A 16,204-nucleotide genomic window follows, 5' to 3' on the forward strand; every position below is an offset into this window, starting at 1 on the left:
TTTTCAATCTACGTGACACTGGATCGTGCGTATTAATCAGCTAATGGAGTAATGACTTATGTTCCCAGAGTATCGTGATTTAATCTCGCAGCTTCGTCAGTCAGATCCGGATTTTAGAGCCTTATTTAATCGGCATAATCAACTCGATCATGAAATAGCCAGACTGGAGCATCCAGACAGAAGTGGGTATGGCACTGATGTTATAGAGTTAAAAAAAGAAAAACTGCGCCTTAAAGAAGAGATTCATCAAATATTGAAAAACCCACCAGAACTAAGCTAACTCGATAGATTACTACAATTCACAGCCTCGCCAAGTGTGGGGCTGTTTATTGATTTTATTGGAAGCAATTTGCACTTAATCCTATAGGCGAGACTACCTAGCTAAGATAGTGTGTCTAAAAAGGAGAATAAACATGCCTGCATTTAACCCAGTAGAAATGGTCGCTGAAGCGATGTTAAACACAATTAGTATGATTGCAACACCTGTGGAATACCTACTTTATAGTGGAAAAATAGCGGAAATATTTATGATGAGTGTATTTTATATTCAACACTAAGAAGTAAACTCATCAAAAAACGATACTTAGCATAAAGTGAAAGCTAGGAGCTTTATGCTAAGAGGATGATATAAATATTATTGCTCTGGTTTTAAATAAGCGTCGAGCAGTGTTCGAAGCTCAACATCTAATACTGAGCTTAGTGCAATAAGATGCCCAACATATATAGAAGAGGAACCATCTTCATATCGGGAATATGCGTGCTCTGAAACTGAAATGGCTTTAGCTATCTCGGTGACCGTTATTTGACGAGCGAGACGCTGTTCTTTGATGAATTGTCCTAAAGAGAGGTTGTTAAGTTTTCTTTCGTTCATCGGTACAGCCCTAAAATTAGTAGTGGACAATAAATAACATAGATATGTTAAACGTTAATAGGGAAGTATCTGCATTTTGGTAATGATAGGATAATTTTATGATAATTATCCTAATGTATGGAAACTCACTATTACTGGTTTTTTAGTGCGTATTTAACCGCACTCTGCGCATGAATTGCTGTGGTATCAAAAACGGGAACGGAAGTATCATCGTCATTTACCAGCAACGTGATTTCAGTACATCCAAGAATAATACCTTCAGCGCCTTGTTCAACGAGTGATTTCATGATGCGTCGATACTCGGTTCGTGAAGTCTCAGAGATAACCCCTAAACACAACTCATTATAGATAATATCGTGAACGATTTTTCTGTCTGCCTCATTTGGTGTGACCACCCTTAAGTTAAATTTATCAATCAGACGATCTTTATAAAAAGCTTGCTCCATGGTAAATGCAGTACCTAACAACCCAATAGTTGTAATGCCTGATTGTATTATTTGTTCACCTGTTGTATCTGCAATGTGAAGGAGAGGAAGGTTGGATTTTTCTTCGATTTGTGGGGCGACTTTGTGCATGGTATTTGTACACAAAACCAAAAAATCAGCGCCGGCCGCTTGTAATCTCATTCCTGCTTTTGCTAAATGGTCGGCAGCAAGATCCCATTGACCGTGAGATTGAAAATATTCAACTTCAGCAAAATCAACGCTGTATAAAACAATCTTAGCGGAATGTAACCCTCCAAGTTTCTGCTTAATACCTTCATTTATTTGCTGATAATAGAGTTGGGTTGATTCCCAGCTCATTCCCCCGATAAGTCCAATCGTCTTCATTGATAAGTACCTCATATGTGTTGTTTTCTTACTATACTGAGCGTATTTATGGGGAGTCAATCCGGTAATATCAGTTTTTATCGATAATATAAATAAAGCCGAGATTATTTTTAACTGATATCTATCTTATTAGTTTTAATATTGGAGTTATCTTTCTGTAATTAATCAAATATTAGAGATTTATTTTATTGTTACTCTTCGAGAAATTGATTAATAACGCCATGAGACTGTTCAGTAAATCTTCATTAAATAATATTTTATTGCTGCTATACTACTAAAGTTACTTATTTTATTTTTTAGATAATGCGGGAATAAAATAAACCTAGTGACCTACACTGACTATTTTTTTTGATGTTCAGTTTATGAATTTAAATTTTTTAGTTAAGGAGTTTATGATGGTAAGTAATAACCAAGCTCGTCGTTTATTAGGGATGCCGTTCAAGTTAAGTCGTTCTAAGCGTAATATTCAAGTTTCTGTGATTGCAAAGGAAAATGCTACGGCTTTACCTGAAGAGCTAAAAGATAAGCCGTTCGTTGCGGTACAGAAAAATAAAGCTACAGAAAAGAAAACCTATCACTCTATCAGCGTATTTTATCCGGAATATATCTAAGTTAATTTCAGGGTAAGATGTGACCCTCTAGATTGGCTAGAGGGTTTAAGTAATGCAATAATAAATCCCTTTCATATATCCATATCTTTTTTTGAATTATCTGATGGTGTTTTAGCATTGGAATGGTTCATGATCATTCAGCGATTTTTTGTGATCGCCACTCAGTTTCTATCTATTAAAGAAAATAAAATAGTGTGATAGTCATATTCTCTCGATAAAATCGAGGTCGAGGATAATGATAAATACAACTAAAATGGATATGTGTAGATGAAATTATGCCAATGGATGCTATTTTTTTGTTTTCTATTTATAAATGGTTGTTCAACACAATTTAAAACTGACGATGAATCAAATAAGCTGAAATTTAGTATTCAGCATGCAAACACAATCCCGATTAAGGATTCAGTTGAAACATTGACGGTGGCAGATATGTTGCCTGGAGATATCCTTTTATCTTCAGCTACGGGGATGAACTCGTGGGGGATCCGCTTATTTAGCGTGAGCGGGGTGAGTCACGCTTCTATTTATTTAGGATTTGGTCAGGTGGCAGAATCGGTTGGGAGTGGGGTCAGAATTATTCCTCTCGACCAAGCAATCACAGATTCTAATAATATGGTTGTATTACGACATAACTTATTGACGTCATTTCATGCAGAAAAACTGCGTGAGTTTTCTACTGCTAATGATGGAGGTAAATACAACATGAAAGGGATCATCATGATTGCGCCATGGATGCTGACAAAGCGCGTCTGTGAACTACCGCTGATTGGACAGACTATCCGTAATTTTTGTCTTAAAACACTGGCTACAGTGCAATTAGGGGATGATATTGAACAAGCCAACGGTTTCTTTTGTTCGCAGTTTGTCCTAGATGCGTATAAATATGCAGGTGTGCCGCTATTTGAGGGGAACTCATCATGGATTACACCAGCTGATATTTTGCATATGCGTTCAGGGGACGTACCTACCTTTATGCCAACAGAGCGTTTAACTTATGTCGGACATTTAAAAAACTGGAGCTTTGGAGGCGCTATCCTCAATAAATGACGGATATTGCAGGTTAAGTTTTGATGAAATATTGCTAGCCAATAAAATAAAAAAAAGGCCAACTCAAATGAGTTGGCCAGCTAAACTGGAAGCAATGTGAGCAATGTCGTTGTGAAAAGACCGAGTAATTTACTCAACTATTCACGAGATAAAAGATAACTATTCTCATTTAAGAAATCAACCCCTTTTTTCATATAACTATTAAAATTTTTTATCTCATCGAAAATCTAAAAAGTGCTTAAAAAACAAATTGATTAATGGTTTCATTGGTTCGTTTTGCTACAATCTCATTTAATTCTGGCGAAAAATATTTAATATTTTTCGCTTTTTCTCCGAGTGCTGAAGTGAATTTAGATGCTGATAAAGGAATAATGTTGTGAATTTGTAGCCGGAGATCTCATTTATCTTTTGAGATAAGAGACATTTACGTACAGTTGATTATAATTTTACTGTTAATGTTTATTCGATAATTTATCAGGAGGGCTTATGTACAAAACGATTTTGGTCCCTATCGATCTTACTGAAGAAGAGTTGACCAGTAAAGCGGTTCGTCATGCGGTAAATTTAGCGAAACAATCTGGCGCAAAAATTCATCTGATCCACGTATTGCCTATCTCTTCGGCGATTATTAATGCGTATGCGTTGGGTTATATGGAAATTAAAGACCGAGCGACAGTGAAAGCAGAAGAAGATATGAAAATGTTGATGGATTCGATTGATCTTCCTCATGATGATGTCAGTTACACTATCACGTTTGGTTCACCTCGTGATGAAGTGATTAACACCGCAAAGGATATTAATGCTGATATTATTGTGATTGGTTCTCGCCGTCCAAATATTACGACCCACTTGTTAGGTTCTACAGCGGCAGGAATTGTTCGCTACGCAGAAACATCCGTACTGGTTGTTCGTTAATTTATTCTTTTTTAAAACCTATGCAATGAAGTTTCCATAATGTTGCATAGGTTTTTTTATGTCGTTTACAAGATCATTGTTGAATTGGCATATCGGTATGGATTGAGTGGGATTTTTATGGAGAAATTCACTAAAGAATTAATGCGCATGGAACATTTTGTTTTGCGAGTTCTGCGTTTTTATTTTTTAGCGTTATTAGTGTTTTTTATTGGCTTACTGCCTGGGATTATTGGTTTTTATTTTATTGAAGGGCATTCGATAATGGAATCTATGCTAAACGCATTATCAATGCTGAGTGGCCAAGCGATTGAGCCTGCACCAATCACCCAAACAGGCCGTTTCTTTATTGCTATTTATGGTTTATTTTTACAAAGTGTATTCATTATTAGTATTGGCTTAATCGTCACGCCATTTATTCATCGAATATTACATAAATGGCATCTAGAAGAGGATTAGATTGAATAAGTTGCCAAATGTTGTGATTATTTACTGAATTGATTGTCAGATTAGTAAACCAGTTCACGGCATTTTCATTTTATTCAGACTATACTTTTCTTGGCAAAACAATAACCATTAAACCGCTATCTCATCTATTCAAAAAACGAATAAATTGAATGAGAGATACATCCTTGAGAGGGGCTTATATGAATAAAACTATTTTGGTTCCCGTTGATATTTCTGAAGATGCATTGACCGATAAAGCGTTAAAGCAAGCCATTCATTTAGCAAAAATGGATAACGCTAACATTCATCTATTTCACTCAGTGCCGGATGTTTCAAGATTTTCGATGAGTTATAGCTATCATTATGATTTGCTCGCCTCATTTACGAAAAAGGCCATTGAACGTTCGGAAGAACAGCTGGTTGAACTGGTTAATCACATTGTGAAAGATATGGATTTCCCCGCGGATAGGATCTCTTATAAAGTGGAGTTCGGTTCGCCAAGAGAAAAAGTATTAGACGAAGCTGAGAAAGTTCATGCCGACCTTATTGTGGTTGGCTCACGTAACCCAAGTATCTCAACCCACTTATTGGGTTCGAATGCTTCAGGGATCGTCTCTTATGCAAAAATATCCGTTTTAGTCGTAAGATAGTTTTATTATTTAATACACAGACTGGATTCATAAAAAAGACCTGAGCTATCAGGTCTTTTTCTTTGGAGCAATTAGGGTTTATTGACAGTTTCTTTTGCCTGCTCAATAGCTGTTAATGCCTGGCCGCATGCTTGCTCTTGCGTATCTTCAGGATAACTTGCGAGGGTTTTCCTCGCGTCTTCTAATTGCGACTTCATTAATGCGATTTGTTCACTGGCATTAGGCTCGTTTTTATATTGTTCTTCCGCTTGTTGAACTAGCGCATTCATTTCTTTGAAATATTTGTCACAAACTTGTCCTGCATTTGCATTCAATGCAGTCAGCGAAACAAATAGGCCCAATGCAATTGGCAGAATATTCTTCATTATATTTTCACTTTCAAAAGTCATATTTCGGCCAGCATAGCATCCCATTTTTTAAAAAGACATCGGCCAATGATGAATATTTCAATGAGTTTTAATTTTTATCAAATTAATCATACCAATATTAAAGGAAGTGGCTATAGCATAAATTGCAAACTATAAATGAGAATCATTCTTGACTGCCTGTAATGATAAAGTGTACATTTCAGTACACTTTATTGAGTTAACAACCCAACGTAAGGAATGATAATGAATAACAGTATTATGATTAATACTCAGAACTGGCCTGTCTGCGCGATGAATACGTTTCCAACGTCAATGGTGGAAACTCAGTCATGGTTATCGGAACTTGAACAATTATTAGCGAAAAAGACCCCGTTTGTTTTAATTTATCCACCTATGGAACAGAAAGGGAAACCAACAGCAGAAGATATGGAATGTATGAAATTCGTGCGTCGTTGGTTGAAAGATGGAAGAGAGGCGATGGCAGAATATTGTCGAGCGATGGTGATCACGTTACAGCCAGATGGGGGGGATAAAGATGAAATGGAGCGAACTGCACCTGTTATTTCATCTCTGTATGGGCCTAAAGTTATTTTAGTGGAAAGCTCTCAAGCTGCGCAACAGCGAGCCACTGAAATTTTAAATGGACTATGATTTACTAGCACTAATTTTACGAATATAGCTAGCGATGATATCCACGGAAAGCCCGATTTGTTGATGGATAAATTCATCGCTAGGTTTAAAGTTTTCGACACAGAAGGTTTTGATAAAAACATCCGCTTTTAGCATCTCTAGATAACGGGATGAAATACTTAACAGTGTGGCTTTATCGACTTTGACAGTCGGAATTTGTGCAAGCTTTTCGGCAAGGCGCTGATAGCTTTGCACGGGGCCTTGTTCGAAAAAGAGTTGGCTAATATCAGGGAAGCGGTTGTATTCACCCAATATTAGGCGATATAGCCCGATAGATTGGGGTTTAATCACATTGACTAAAAAACGCGAACCATAAAACGATAATACCGCTTCTATGTTGTTTAAAGGCGGCTCTTTATGGTCTGGTTCGGTAAAAATATCGTCTATCATATGTGCCACGACTGCGGCAAATAAGCCTTCTTTATCTCCAAAGTTTTTATATAACGTCGACCGGGAACCGCCCGCGCGTTCGATGATCATATCTAATGTCGTGCCTTCAAAACCGTATTGCAGAAAAATATCCGCCGCAGCCATAATAAGTGCTTGATGGCGGCGCTGTCCTTTTGGTGTTTTGGCTGAACTTGTCTGGTTCATGAAATCAATTTCCTAACAAAATGGCGGCACGGGGCTAAATTATCTGAAAGAGGTCATAATTCAGTTTGTTATTTTCCTCTATGATGTATATGAATATTATCATGTTTAAATCAATATCTGAATTTTTGTCAAATCCTTGGGGGAGAGAATGAAGGATTGCATAGCGGATGAAAAAACGCAGGGAGAAGAAATGCTTGTTGATACACAGAGAGAAATTACAAAGCTGTGTATTGAATGCGGTTTGTTGCTATTACAGCATGGGGCTGAGAGTATGTTGGTTGAGCAGTTAACAACACGTTTAGGCATTGCTTTGGGCGCTAGTCAGGTAGATAGTGCGATTTCATCTAACTCACTCGTATTAACCACAATCATCGATGGGCGTTGTTTAACATCGACTCGGCGGATTATTGACCGTGGCATTAATATGCATGTGGTGACTGAAGTTCAGCATGCGGTGATCCTCGTTGAACACCATTTACTTGACCGTAAACAACTACAAAAAAAATTATCGGGCATCAAACCACTACGTTATCCCCGCTGGCTAATGGTGGTGATGGTGGCGCTTTCTTGTGCTTGCTTCAGTTCCCTTAACGGAGGTGGTTGGGAAAGTGCGTTGATCACTTTTATGGCGAGTGGCTGTGCGATGTATATCCGGCAAGTGTTAACATCTCGCCAGATTAACCCATTGATTAACTTCTGCATTACAGCATTTGTCGCGACATCCGTTTCGGGTTTATTACTCAAAGTGCCCTATTTAAATGTGACTGAAACCATTGCGATGGCGGCAAGCGTGCTGTTGTTAGTTCCAGGATTTCCATTAATTAATGCGGTGGCGGATATGTTCAAAGGCCACGTGAATACAGGAATTGCTCGTTGGATGATGGCCAGCTTATTAACGCTGGCAACCTGTATCGGCGTTGTATTGGCGATGATCATTTGGAATCTGAGGGAGTGGGCCTAATGTTTTTCATTGAGCTAATTGAGAAAATGGTCTTAGCGGCTGTCCCTGCTGTTGGTTTTGCAATGGTGTTTAATGTGCCTGTGAGGGCATTGAAATATTGCGGGTTATTAGGCGCGATTGGTTATGGTTCACGAATGATTTTAATGTCGCTGGGGTTGCAAATTGAATGGGCGAGTTTTCTTGCCGCGATTTTAATTGGCATGATAGGGATTCAGTGGTCGCGTTGGTGGTTGGCTCATCCGAAAGTTTTTACCGTTGCAGCGGTTATTCCTATGTTTCCGGGTATCAGCGCCTATATCGCAATGATTTCTGTGGTGAAAATTTCCCAATATGGCTATACCCCAGAGTTAATGGAAACGCTGGTTACTTACTTTTTAAGGGCATCTTTTATTGTCGGTGCGCTCTCTATCGGCATTTCGTTACCTGGATTGTGGTTATATCGAAAAAAGCCAAGTGTTTGATACTCACAAATGTTTTACTGTTAGAGTCCTTTAAGCAATAAATCACGCAATAGTAAAAGCGTTAGTTGATAGCGATTAACGCTTTTTGTTAGCCAAGCTTGTTATCTATTCTTTGTATATTATTGCACAAATTCCGATATTGCTTTTGATGTAATAAAATTGAGTACCAATTGATATCAAAAAGACTTATATTTCATCCAACTAGCGAGTATACATAGTGCATTCGGCAATTTTTGCATGAATAACTTACGTGTTGTATTTAATAAATTGCTTTTTTTCCTATCAATGGTGTTATTTTGAAACAGATTTTTTATTTTTCGCGCATGATCATTGCGTTAGTATGTTTTTCCTCGTTATTTATCTCTTCCGTTTATGCTGCACCGAACAATTTCACTGAAGCGAAAACGTCCAGTAAAAGCCTCGTTTATGGTGATCAAAATCATCAGGGACAAGGAACGCTATATTGTGGCTGTGAGTGGGAATGGACAGGTAAAAGTGGTGGGCAAGTTGATTTAGCCTCATGCGGCTACCAAGTGCGTAAGCAACAGAGCCGTGCTGAGCGTATTGAATGGGAACATATTGTTCCTGCTTGGGTGTTTGGTCATCAAAGGCTGTGCTGGCAGAATGGCGGTCGTAAAAATTGCGTCTCAACTGACCCTGTGTTTTCTCGAATGGAAGCAGATATGCATAACCTCGCGCCTTCAATTGGGGAAGTGAACGGTGACCGCAGTAATTGGAGCTATGGCCAGTTACCGGCTAATGCGCCTTATTCTTACGGTGCATGTCGTAGCCGCATTGATTTTAAACAGAAAATCTTTGAGCCACGCGACGAGGTGAAAGGGCAGGTTGCTCGGGTCTATTTCTATATGCATGACCGCTATAATTTATCCATGTCACGCCAACAGCAGCAGTTATTTATGGCGTGGGATAAACAGCATCCGGTGAATGAATGGGAACAAAAACGTGATCAGCGCATTGCTAAAGTGATGGGGCACCATAACCCATTTGTGACGGGTGAAAGAGCGTGGAGTTTAGGGCACAAAAATAGCGGTGATGGCTTAAATATGAGTGATAAGCCCAGCGAAAGAGTCCCTCAGCCTGTACCTCAATCTTCCCCAAACAAGGACGGTGAGATGCAGGTAAAAGGTAACCGTAATTCAAAGAAATATCATTTATCCCACTGTTCAGGGTTTAAAACCTTATCGGATAAAAATGCGGAATTCTTTGCGAATGAAGCAGATGCTCAGGCAAAAGGTTATCAATTAGCGGGTAACTGTAAGCCTCGTTAATAGTATTGGACTGTAATAACTCAGTAAATTTAGCGAGTTATTACAGTTTTCTATATGCAATTTTTCACAGATTATCTGATAGATACGTGTATTTACACATTTTTTGTTAATTTAAAGTTGTCATTCAAAAAAAACTCGCGCTATATTTATTGTATGGAAACGTTGTAGGTTGATGATATTCGGGCCAATGCAATATTTTGTCGTGAGTTCGAGTATTTTTTATATTGTCATAATATTGTCACGCAGATTCTTTAGTTTACGAGTATCGCCTGTATAGGAGAAACTAATGAGAACTAGGTGTTTGTTAATCAATATGCGAAACCGGTTACCACTCCATCATGAAACTGACATGATGAGATTGCTAACCGGTTTTTTTATACCTGAATTATCAACCTAGGCAACACAAGAGCTTGAAGGGAGCTCCTCTCTGTTTTGAATAGTTCGTCATCTGAAATTGACATCATCGATACCTGGAAGGGTTAATACTATGAGTAGACAGAAAGCTGCAACAAAAGCACGTCGTGAAATGAAACGTACATCACGCAAAGACCGTTCAGGGAGGTATGATATGAACAACGTTACCTCCTTCGCTGAGTTTACAGGCATTGAGCCGATAGGCATGGCGAAAGAACGTCGCGATGAAACTCCAATAGCACCACGTAATGAAGCCCAGAAGCTCTACATTAATTCCATCAAGCACAAGCAGTTGATTTTCGCTAACGGTGAGGCAGGGTGCGGGAAAACCTATATCAGTACTGCATTGGCTGCGGATGCCTTGATTAACAAGGAAATTAGCAAAATCATTGTCACGAGACCCGTGTTGCAAGCGGAGGAAGATCTTGGTTTCTTACCGGGAGATATGTCTGAAAAGTTCGCGCCTTATTTCCGACCTGTTTATGACGTATTAATGAAGCGATTAGGCGCTTCGTTCCTACAGTATTGTTTACGCCCTGAGATTGCTAAAGTTGAAATAGCGCCATTTGCTTATATGCGTGGTCGCACATTCGAAAATGCGATTGTGATCCTCGATGAAGCACAGAACGTCACAGTCACTCAAATGAAAATGTTTTTAACTCGTTTGGGTGAGAACGTAACGGTAATTGTAAACGGTGACGTGACCCAATCTGATTTACCAAGCGGTGTTCAGTCAGGTTTAGGGGATGCGTTACAGCGCTTTAGTAGCGATGAAATGGTCTCGATGGTCAATTTCACGATTGATGATTGTGTGAGATCTCAGCTATGTCACAAGGCCCTGCTGGCTTACAATGACTAACAACTAGTTTAACTAGCTACACAGGTTAATTAATGCATGAAACTGCCCCAATATAGGGGCAGTTTTTTATTAGTCGTCAGGGTTGTCCATGACGGCGTGACGTTCATGATGATAACCTTCTTCATCATAGCCATATCGCCAGTAAGGAATTGCATAGATATCATCGCGACCAAAACCTTTCTCACGTCTAATAAAACGGCGTAATTCACGGATAATTTGATCTTCACCGGCAATCCAAAAGCCCACATCGGATTCTGGAATATCCCACGATTTGAATGTATTAATCAGATTGGTAGTTTGGCTAATGTCTCCGCAGATCCAATCAATTTCGATGCCTGCTGGCTTGGCTAACTCGCGAATATCCGCTTGGTGGTCAAGGCGTAGAACGACGCGTCCCATCGCGGTAGCAGGCATTTTTTCCAGTAACGCCGCAATCGCAGGCAAAGAGCTTGAATCACCCGCCATAAAATAATGTGTGCGGATAGGTAGTAGTGGATCTGGGCCACCAGGGTTGGTGATCCCCAGCCAATAACCCGGTTTTGCATCACGAGCAAACAGATAAGCAGGACCTGTTACCCCTTCGTGCATGGCAAATTCAATATCGATTTCATTGAGTTCAGGGCGAATAGCGCGAACGGTGTAAGTGCGCACAAAAGGGCGCGGCTTATCTTCTGGCCAGCTACGTCCTTTTTCAGTGAGGAAAGGAAGCGCGGGTTGGCTTTGATGGTCAGGGGCAATAAAAATTTTGAGATGACCACCTTCACACTCCGTTGGGTAATTGGCTAACTTTTCACCCGTAAATGTGATGCTGCGAATAGAAGGGCTGATATCGACAATGGATTTAACTTGAATAAGCTGTGGGGGCGCTGGGCGGTAGATATTTTTTTCAACAGTCTGTTCACTAGCCACTAACCGTCTCCTTTCTTAATGATAATATTATTATATGTTAATTATTATCATTATCATATCATGAATGTTTATAGGAAAACTATTCAAAAGATGCAGGATTATTGAGCGTCTAATTATAAACATGCCGCAGCATTAAAATGCTGCGGCAAAGGGCTTACTTCACTTTCATGCCAGCGGCGGTCATCAACAATCTAAATAAGGAAGAGAATGCGAATAGTGCCAATACACTTCCTAACCAAATTGCTGCCATCCAACCGAGTTTCTTCCACCAAGGTGAGCGGAGAGTTGTATCAGTGATAGCCTTGGTCTGGGGTAATTTTTCCTCTGAAGACATAGTAACTCCAATAGGTATAAACCAAAATAACAGGGATAATGAATAGGGCGCCAACTAGCATAAAGCCTAAGCTTTCTGAAGGACCTGCCGCATCGCGGAAGGTAATTGCTGGCGGAATTAAACTTGGCCAAACGCTGATGCCTAATCCTGTAAACCCTAAGAAAATCAGCATGAGTGCAGCGAGAAATGGCACGCTATCGTGACGTTGACGTTTGGCGCTTTTTAAAATGATCCACACACAGCCGAGCACTAATAAAGGAACTGGTAAGAAGAAAAACAGGTTTGGTAAGCTAAACCAACGCGTATAAACCGCCTCATTTAACATTGGCGTCCATAAACTGATCACGCCAATCACTGCTAACATGACCAGTGTTAATGGAGTTAGCACGCGATACATGGTTTTACGCAGGTGTCCTTCTGTTTTCATGATCAACCAGCCACATGCCAGTAAGGCGTAAGCGATGACTAATCCAAATCCACAGAACAGAGGGAAAGGTGCGAACCAGTCAAAATAGCCACCCATATACACACGGTTTTCAACGTGGAAGCCTTGAATAAACGCACCAATCACAATCCCTTGGGAGAATGTGGTAAGAATCGATCCCCAAATAAAGGCGTGATCCCAGCGGCGGCGATGAGATTCATCGGCGCGGAAGCGGAACTCAAAGGCGACCCCACGAAAAATCAGTGCTAGCAACATAAAGGTAAGAGGGATGGATAGCGCATCTAAAACAATGGCATAGGCTAATGGGAATGCCCCAAATAGCGCCGCACCACCAAGCACTAACCAGGTTTCGTTACCATCCCAAACCGGTGCCACACTGTTCATCATTAAATCTCGGTCTTGGCTCTCTTTTAAGGCTGGGTACAAAATACCAATACCTAAGTCAAAACCGTCCATCACGATATACATCAACATACTGAAGACGATGATGACAAACCAAATTAGTGGTAAATCAATGCCCATGAGTTGCCTCCTCGGAGATACCTTTACGAATTAATTTCATCATGTACATGTAGCCGATGCCAAATACGCCGCCGTACACCACAAAGAAGGCTAGCAAGCTCACGCTCATGTGCATTTCACCATGGGCGCTCACGGCATCTGCTGTACGCTGTAAACCGTAGACAACCCAAGGCTGGCGACCAATTTCGGTGGTAAACCAACCGGCTAAGATGGCGATTAAACCTGATGGCGCCATGACGAACATAAAACGGAGGAACAATTTGGAGTCATACAGTTTTTTACGTGAACGTAGCCATAGCCCCCAAACACCGGCGGCAATCATCAACATGCCTAAGCCCACCATCACGCGGAATGACCAGAACACCATAAACACATTTGGCCTATCTTCCGGCGGGAACTCTTTTAGTGCAGGAACCTGTTTGGTGGTGCTGTGCGTCAAAATCAGGCTCGCCATATAAGGAATTTCAATGGCATATTCGGTTTTTTCTTTTTCCATATTTGGAATGCCGAAGAGGATCAGCGGGGTGGCTTTGCCGGGTTTATTTTCCCAGTGACCTTCCATTGCCGCGACTTTAACTGGCTGATATTTTAGAGTGTTTAACCCATGAGCATCGCCGATGAAAGCTTGGACTGGCGCTAAAATTAGGATCAACCACAAGGACATGGAGAACATTTTCTTCATGGCAGAGGATTTATTGCCTTTGAGTAAATGCCACGCGCCGGATGCACCAATGAAAAACGCCGCTGCCAAGAATGCCGCAGTGGTCATGTGGAGTAAGCGGTATGGGAATGAGGGGTTAAAGATCACCGCTAACCAATCGACAGGGACAATTCGCCCATCGATAATTTCAAAACCTTGAGGTGTTTGCATAAAGCTATTGGATGCAAGGATCCAGAAGGTTGAAATGATGGTGCCGAGTGCAACCATGCACGTCGCAAAGTAGTGAAGCTTTTCGCCCACGCGGTTCATACCAAATAGCATGACACCGAGGAAGCCAGCCTCTAAGAAAAAGGCGGTGAGCACTTCATAGGTTAAGAGTGGGCCGGTGATGCCACCTGCAAAATCCGAGAAGAAACTCCAGTTAGTCCCAAATTGGTATGCCATCACCAATCCAGAAACGACCCCCATACCGAAATTGACGGCAAACACTTTTGACCAAAAATGGAACAATTTTATATAGTCAGCATCGCGGGTTTTTAGCCATAAACCTTCGAGAACTGCCAAAAAACTGGCAAGCCCGATGGTGATGGCAGGGAAGATAATATGGAACGATACCGTAAACGCGAATTGAATACGGGCAAGCTCCAGCGCAGTTAGTCCAAACATATTGACCCCTGAATGGAATTGATTTCGACACGCCACATTTCCAGCCATTGCGAAGCAATTGTGGGCTGTTCCTTAGCAATAAATAATTGATTTCGCTGGATTGTTAACACTCATAAATCCAACTAAAAATGTTTTGTGGTTATAGTTAAAAAAAGTCAGGTGAATGTGTGGATAAGTAGAACATGAGACGATAAACTATAATAGTAACAATTTTTAGCAAATCACCTATAACAGTGAGGCGGGAATGACGAGATACGAACAGCTAGCGGCACAAATTCGTCAACAGATTGAAGATAGTATTTGGCAAGTAGGTGACAGGCTACCTTCACTAAGAGAGAGCGTTAAACAATCGGGTTTAAGCTTAATGACAGTGGTGCAAGCTTATCAATTACTGGAAAGTCAGGGGTGGGTCGCTGCGCGCCCGCAATCTGGCTATTATGTTGCAAATCGCAATAATGCATTTGCCGCCGCAAAAGGGGGGAAAGGGCTCCATTTAAATGAAAATGTGGAGATCAACGCCTCGATTTTCGGTGTTCTACAAGCTTGCAAAGACCCAGATATTATTCCATTTGGCTCTGCTTTCCCAGAGCCCGCTTTACTGGATGACCCCAAATTAGCCAAGTCTCTCGCTTCGGTGGCGCGTCGTTTATCGAAAACTAACACCACCACCAACTTACCACCGGGGAATGAACAGCTACGTCGCAATATTGCCCAGCGCTATGCAACGCAAGGGATCCACGTCGCCCCTGATGAAATTGTGATCACGGCAGGCGCGATGGAATCATTGGTGCTGAGCTTACAAGCAGTTACTCAACCGGGTGATTGGGTAGTGATTGAATCACCTGCATTTTATGGTTCCTTGCAGGCGATAGAGCGCTTAAAACTTAAAGCGATTGCCATCAAAACTGACCCATTATTTGGAATTGATCTTGATGCGTTAGAGGACATTGCGGATAAATACCCGATCAAAGCTTGCTGGTTGATGACGCACTACCAAAACCCGTTAGGCGGTACGATGCCTCCAGCCAATAAAAAGCGGTTAGTGAATATTTTGAACAGTCACAAAATTGTGTTGATCGAAGATGATGTATATGGCGAGCTTTACTTTGGTAATCAGCAACCTATTCCGGCAAAATCACTTGATTCACAAGGAAACTTTTTCCACTGTTCATCATTTTCGAAATGTTTAGCACCGGGGTACCGTGTCGGGTGGGTGGCTGCAGGCCATCACGCGAGCAAAATTCAGCATTTACAAATGATGAGCACCGTTTCGGCCAGTGTGCCAACCCAACTGGCGATCGCGGAATACTTATCTCAAGGGGGATATGATAACCATCTGCGCAAACTGCGCCAAACCATGGAGCAGCGGCAACATATCATGCTGAGTGCAATCGCGAAATATATGCCGCCCACCGTTAAAGTGAACACCCCAAAAGGCGGTTATTTTTTATGGCTAGAATTTGAACCGCCATTTAACGCCATCCAGCTGTATCAATTGGCGTTGAAGGAAGGCATTAGCATCGCGCCGGGAAGCATGTTCTCTACCAGCGATCAATTCAATCATGCATTTCGCTTAAATGCGTCATTTGCATGGAATGACCGGCTTGAACAGGCGATGCAAGTTTTAGGGCGATTATGCTATCGATTAACGGGGCTTAAATAG

General features: G+C 41.0%; 21 protein-coding genes. 13 read left to right on the forward strand and 8 right to left on the reverse strand.

The window, feature by feature from the left end:
• Positions 1-58: 58 nt before the first annotated feature.
• Positions 59-280: an HP1242/YdcH family protein gene (locus QS795_RS07330; protein WP_108478997.1), complete on the forward strand. Its 222-nt coding sequence runs from the start codon at positions 59-61 to the stop codon at positions 278-280.
• A 133-nt stretch (positions 281-413) separates the two neighbouring features.
• Complete coding sequence (locus QS795_RS07335) at positions 414-557, forward strand: hypothetical protein (protein WP_286271811.1); 144 nt, start codon at positions 414-416, stop codon at positions 555-557.
• 77 nt (positions 558-634) lie between these two features.
• Here the strand turns inward: QS795_RS07335 and QS795_RS07340 are convergent, their stop codons facing one another.
• Together QS795_RS07340 and QS795_RS07345 are read right to left on the reverse strand one after the other, a co-directional pair.
• A complete protein-coding gene (locus QS795_RS07340) occupies positions 635-871 on the reverse strand; it encodes a helix-turn-helix domain-containing protein (RefSeq protein WP_286271812.1) in 237 nt (78 codons plus the stop codon).
• A gap of 131 nt (positions 872-1,002) precedes the next feature.
• The gene (locus tag QS795_RS07345) at positions 1,003-1,701 is read right to left on the reverse strand and encodes an aspartate/glutamate racemase family protein (RefSeq protein WP_154603963.1); all 699 of its coding nucleotides are present in this window, start codon (positions 1,699-1,701) and stop codon (positions 1,003-1,005) included.
• Positions 1,702-2,096: 395 nt separating this feature from the next.
• Here QS795_RS07345 and sra point away from each other — a divergent pair, with 395 nt between their 5' ends.
• The 5 genes from sra (at position 2,097) to QS795_RS07370 (ending at position 5,368) form a co-directional block, all read left to right on the forward strand.
• Complete coding sequence (gene sra, locus QS795_RS07350; protein ID WP_154604417.1) at positions 2,097-2,312, forward strand: stationary-phase-induced ribosome-associated protein; 216 nt, start codon at positions 2,097-2,099, stop codon at positions 2,310-2,312.
• A 267-nt stretch (positions 2,313-2,579) separates the two neighbouring features.
• On the forward strand, positions 2,580-3,359 hold the full coding sequence (locus QS795_RS07355) for a YaeF family permuted papain-like enzyme (protein ID WP_154603962.1): 780 nt from the start codon (positions 2,580-2,582) through the stop codon (positions 3,357-3,359).
• Between the two features lie 486 nt (positions 3,360-3,845).
• Positions 3,846-4,274, forward strand: coding sequence for a universal stress protein (locus tag QS795_RS07360; protein ID WP_006660028.1), 429 nt, complete (start codon positions 3,846-3,848; stop codon positions 4,272-4,274).
• Between the two features lie 117 nt (positions 4,275-4,391).
• Entirely contained in the window at positions 4,392-4,730 is a 339-nt protein-coding gene (locus QS795_RS07365; protein ID WP_036954745.1) for a hypothetical protein, read from the forward strand.
• Between the two features lie 188 nt (positions 4,731-4,918).
• Complete coding sequence (locus QS795_RS07370) at positions 4,919-5,368, forward strand: universal stress protein (RefSeq protein ID WP_036954742.1); 450 nt, start codon at positions 4,919-4,921, stop codon at positions 5,366-5,368.
• 71 nt (positions 5,369-5,439) lie between these two features.
• Here QS795_RS07370 and QS795_RS07375 read toward each other — a convergent pair whose 3' ends face one another.
• The gene (locus QS795_RS07375; protein ID WP_154603961.1) at positions 5,440-5,733 is read right to left on the reverse strand and encodes a DUF5339 domain-containing protein; all 294 of its coding nucleotides are present in this window, start codon (positions 5,731-5,733) and stop codon (positions 5,440-5,442) included.
• A gap of 246 nt (positions 5,734-5,979) precedes the next feature.
• Between QS795_RS07375 and QS795_RS07380 the strand changes: the two genes are divergently transcribed.
• On the forward strand, positions 5,980-6,387 hold the full coding sequence (locus QS795_RS07380) for a hypothetical protein (RefSeq protein WP_318627110.1): 408 nt from the start codon (positions 5,980-5,982) through the stop codon (positions 6,385-6,387).
• Here QS795_RS07380 and QS795_RS07385 read toward each other — a convergent pair.
• Positions 6,382-7,020, reverse strand: a complete 639-nt coding sequence (locus tag QS795_RS07385; protein ID WP_154627981.1) for a TetR/AcrR family transcriptional regulator — start codon at positions 7,018-7,020, stop codon at positions 6,382-6,384. The two genes, QS795_RS07380 and QS795_RS07385, sit on opposite strands and share 6 nt — an antisense overlap.
• 148 nt (positions 7,021-7,168) lie before the next feature.
• On the opposite strand from QS795_RS07385, the gene QS795_RS07390 reads away from it, so the two are divergent.
• From QS795_RS07390 to phoH, 4 genes are all read left to right on the forward strand, one after another.
• Positions 7,169-7,981, forward strand: coding sequence for a threonine/serine exporter family protein (locus QS795_RS07390; protein ID WP_286271819.1), 813 nt, complete (start codon positions 7,169-7,171; stop codon positions 7,979-7,981).
• Positions 7,981-8,442 (forward strand): threonine/serine exporter, encoded by a 462-nt coding sequence (locus tag QS795_RS07395; protein ID WP_080675670.1) that lies wholly within the window; start codon positions 7,981-7,983, stop codon positions 8,440-8,442. The genes QS795_RS07390 and QS795_RS07395 overlap by 1 nt, the downstream gene beginning before the upstream one ends.
• 323 nt (positions 8,443-8,765) lie before the next feature.
• Complete coding sequence (locus QS795_RS07400) at positions 8,766-9,731, forward strand: endonuclease (RefSeq protein WP_418055376.1); 966 nt, start codon at positions 8,766-8,768, stop codon at positions 9,729-9,731.
• A gap of 487 nt (positions 9,732-10,218) precedes the next feature.
• Positions 10,219-11,004 carry a phosphate starvation-inducible protein PhoH gene (gene phoH, locus QS795_RS07405; RefSeq protein ID WP_286271824.1) on the forward strand — a complete coding sequence of 262 codons (786 nt, stop codon included), beginning with the start codon at positions 10,219-10,221 and terminating at the stop codon, positions 11,002-11,004.
• Between the two features lie 69 nt (positions 11,005-11,073).
• On the opposite strand, the gene QS795_RS07410 is transcribed toward phoH, so the two are convergent.
• From QS795_RS07410 to QS795_RS07425, 4 genes are all read right to left on the reverse strand, one after another.
• Entirely contained in the window at positions 11,074-11,913 is an 840-nt protein-coding gene (locus tag QS795_RS07410; RefSeq protein ID WP_286271825.1) for a siderophore-interacting protein, read from the reverse strand.
• Positions 11,914-12,067: 154 nt separating this feature from the next.
• Positions 12,068-12,247 carry a DUF2474 domain-containing protein gene (locus tag QS795_RS07415; RefSeq protein ID WP_071992173.1) on the reverse strand — a complete coding sequence of 60 codons (180 nt, stop codon included), beginning with the start codon at positions 12,245-12,247 and terminating at the stop codon, positions 12,068-12,070.
• Complete coding sequence (cydB, locus tag QS795_RS07420; RefSeq protein ID WP_154603957.1) at positions 12,204-13,214, reverse strand: cytochrome d ubiquinol oxidase subunit II; 1,011 nt, start codon at positions 13,212-13,214, stop codon at positions 12,204-12,206. Before cydB ends, QS795_RS07415 begins: the two co-directional genes overlap by 44 nt.
• Positions 13,204-14,541: a cytochrome ubiquinol oxidase subunit I gene (locus QS795_RS07425; RefSeq protein WP_318627111.1), complete on the reverse strand. Its 1,338-nt coding sequence runs from the start codon at positions 14,539-14,541 to the stop codon at positions 13,204-13,206. The genes cydB and QS795_RS07425 overlap by 11 nt, the downstream gene beginning before the upstream one ends.
• Positions 14,542-14,785: 244 nt before the next feature.
• Here QS795_RS07425 and QS795_RS07430 point away from each other — a divergent pair, with 244 nt between their 5' ends.
• Positions 14,786-16,204 (forward strand): aminotransferase-like domain-containing protein, encoded by a 1,419-nt coding sequence (locus QS795_RS07430; protein ID WP_286271830.1) that lies wholly within the window; start codon positions 14,786-14,788, stop codon positions 16,202-16,204.

Origin of the sequence: Providencia zhijiangensis (assembly GCF_030315915.2) — a bacterium.
GTDB lineage: Bacteria > Pseudomonadota > Gammaproteobacteria > Enterobacterales > Enterobacteriaceae > Providencia > Providencia zhijiangensis.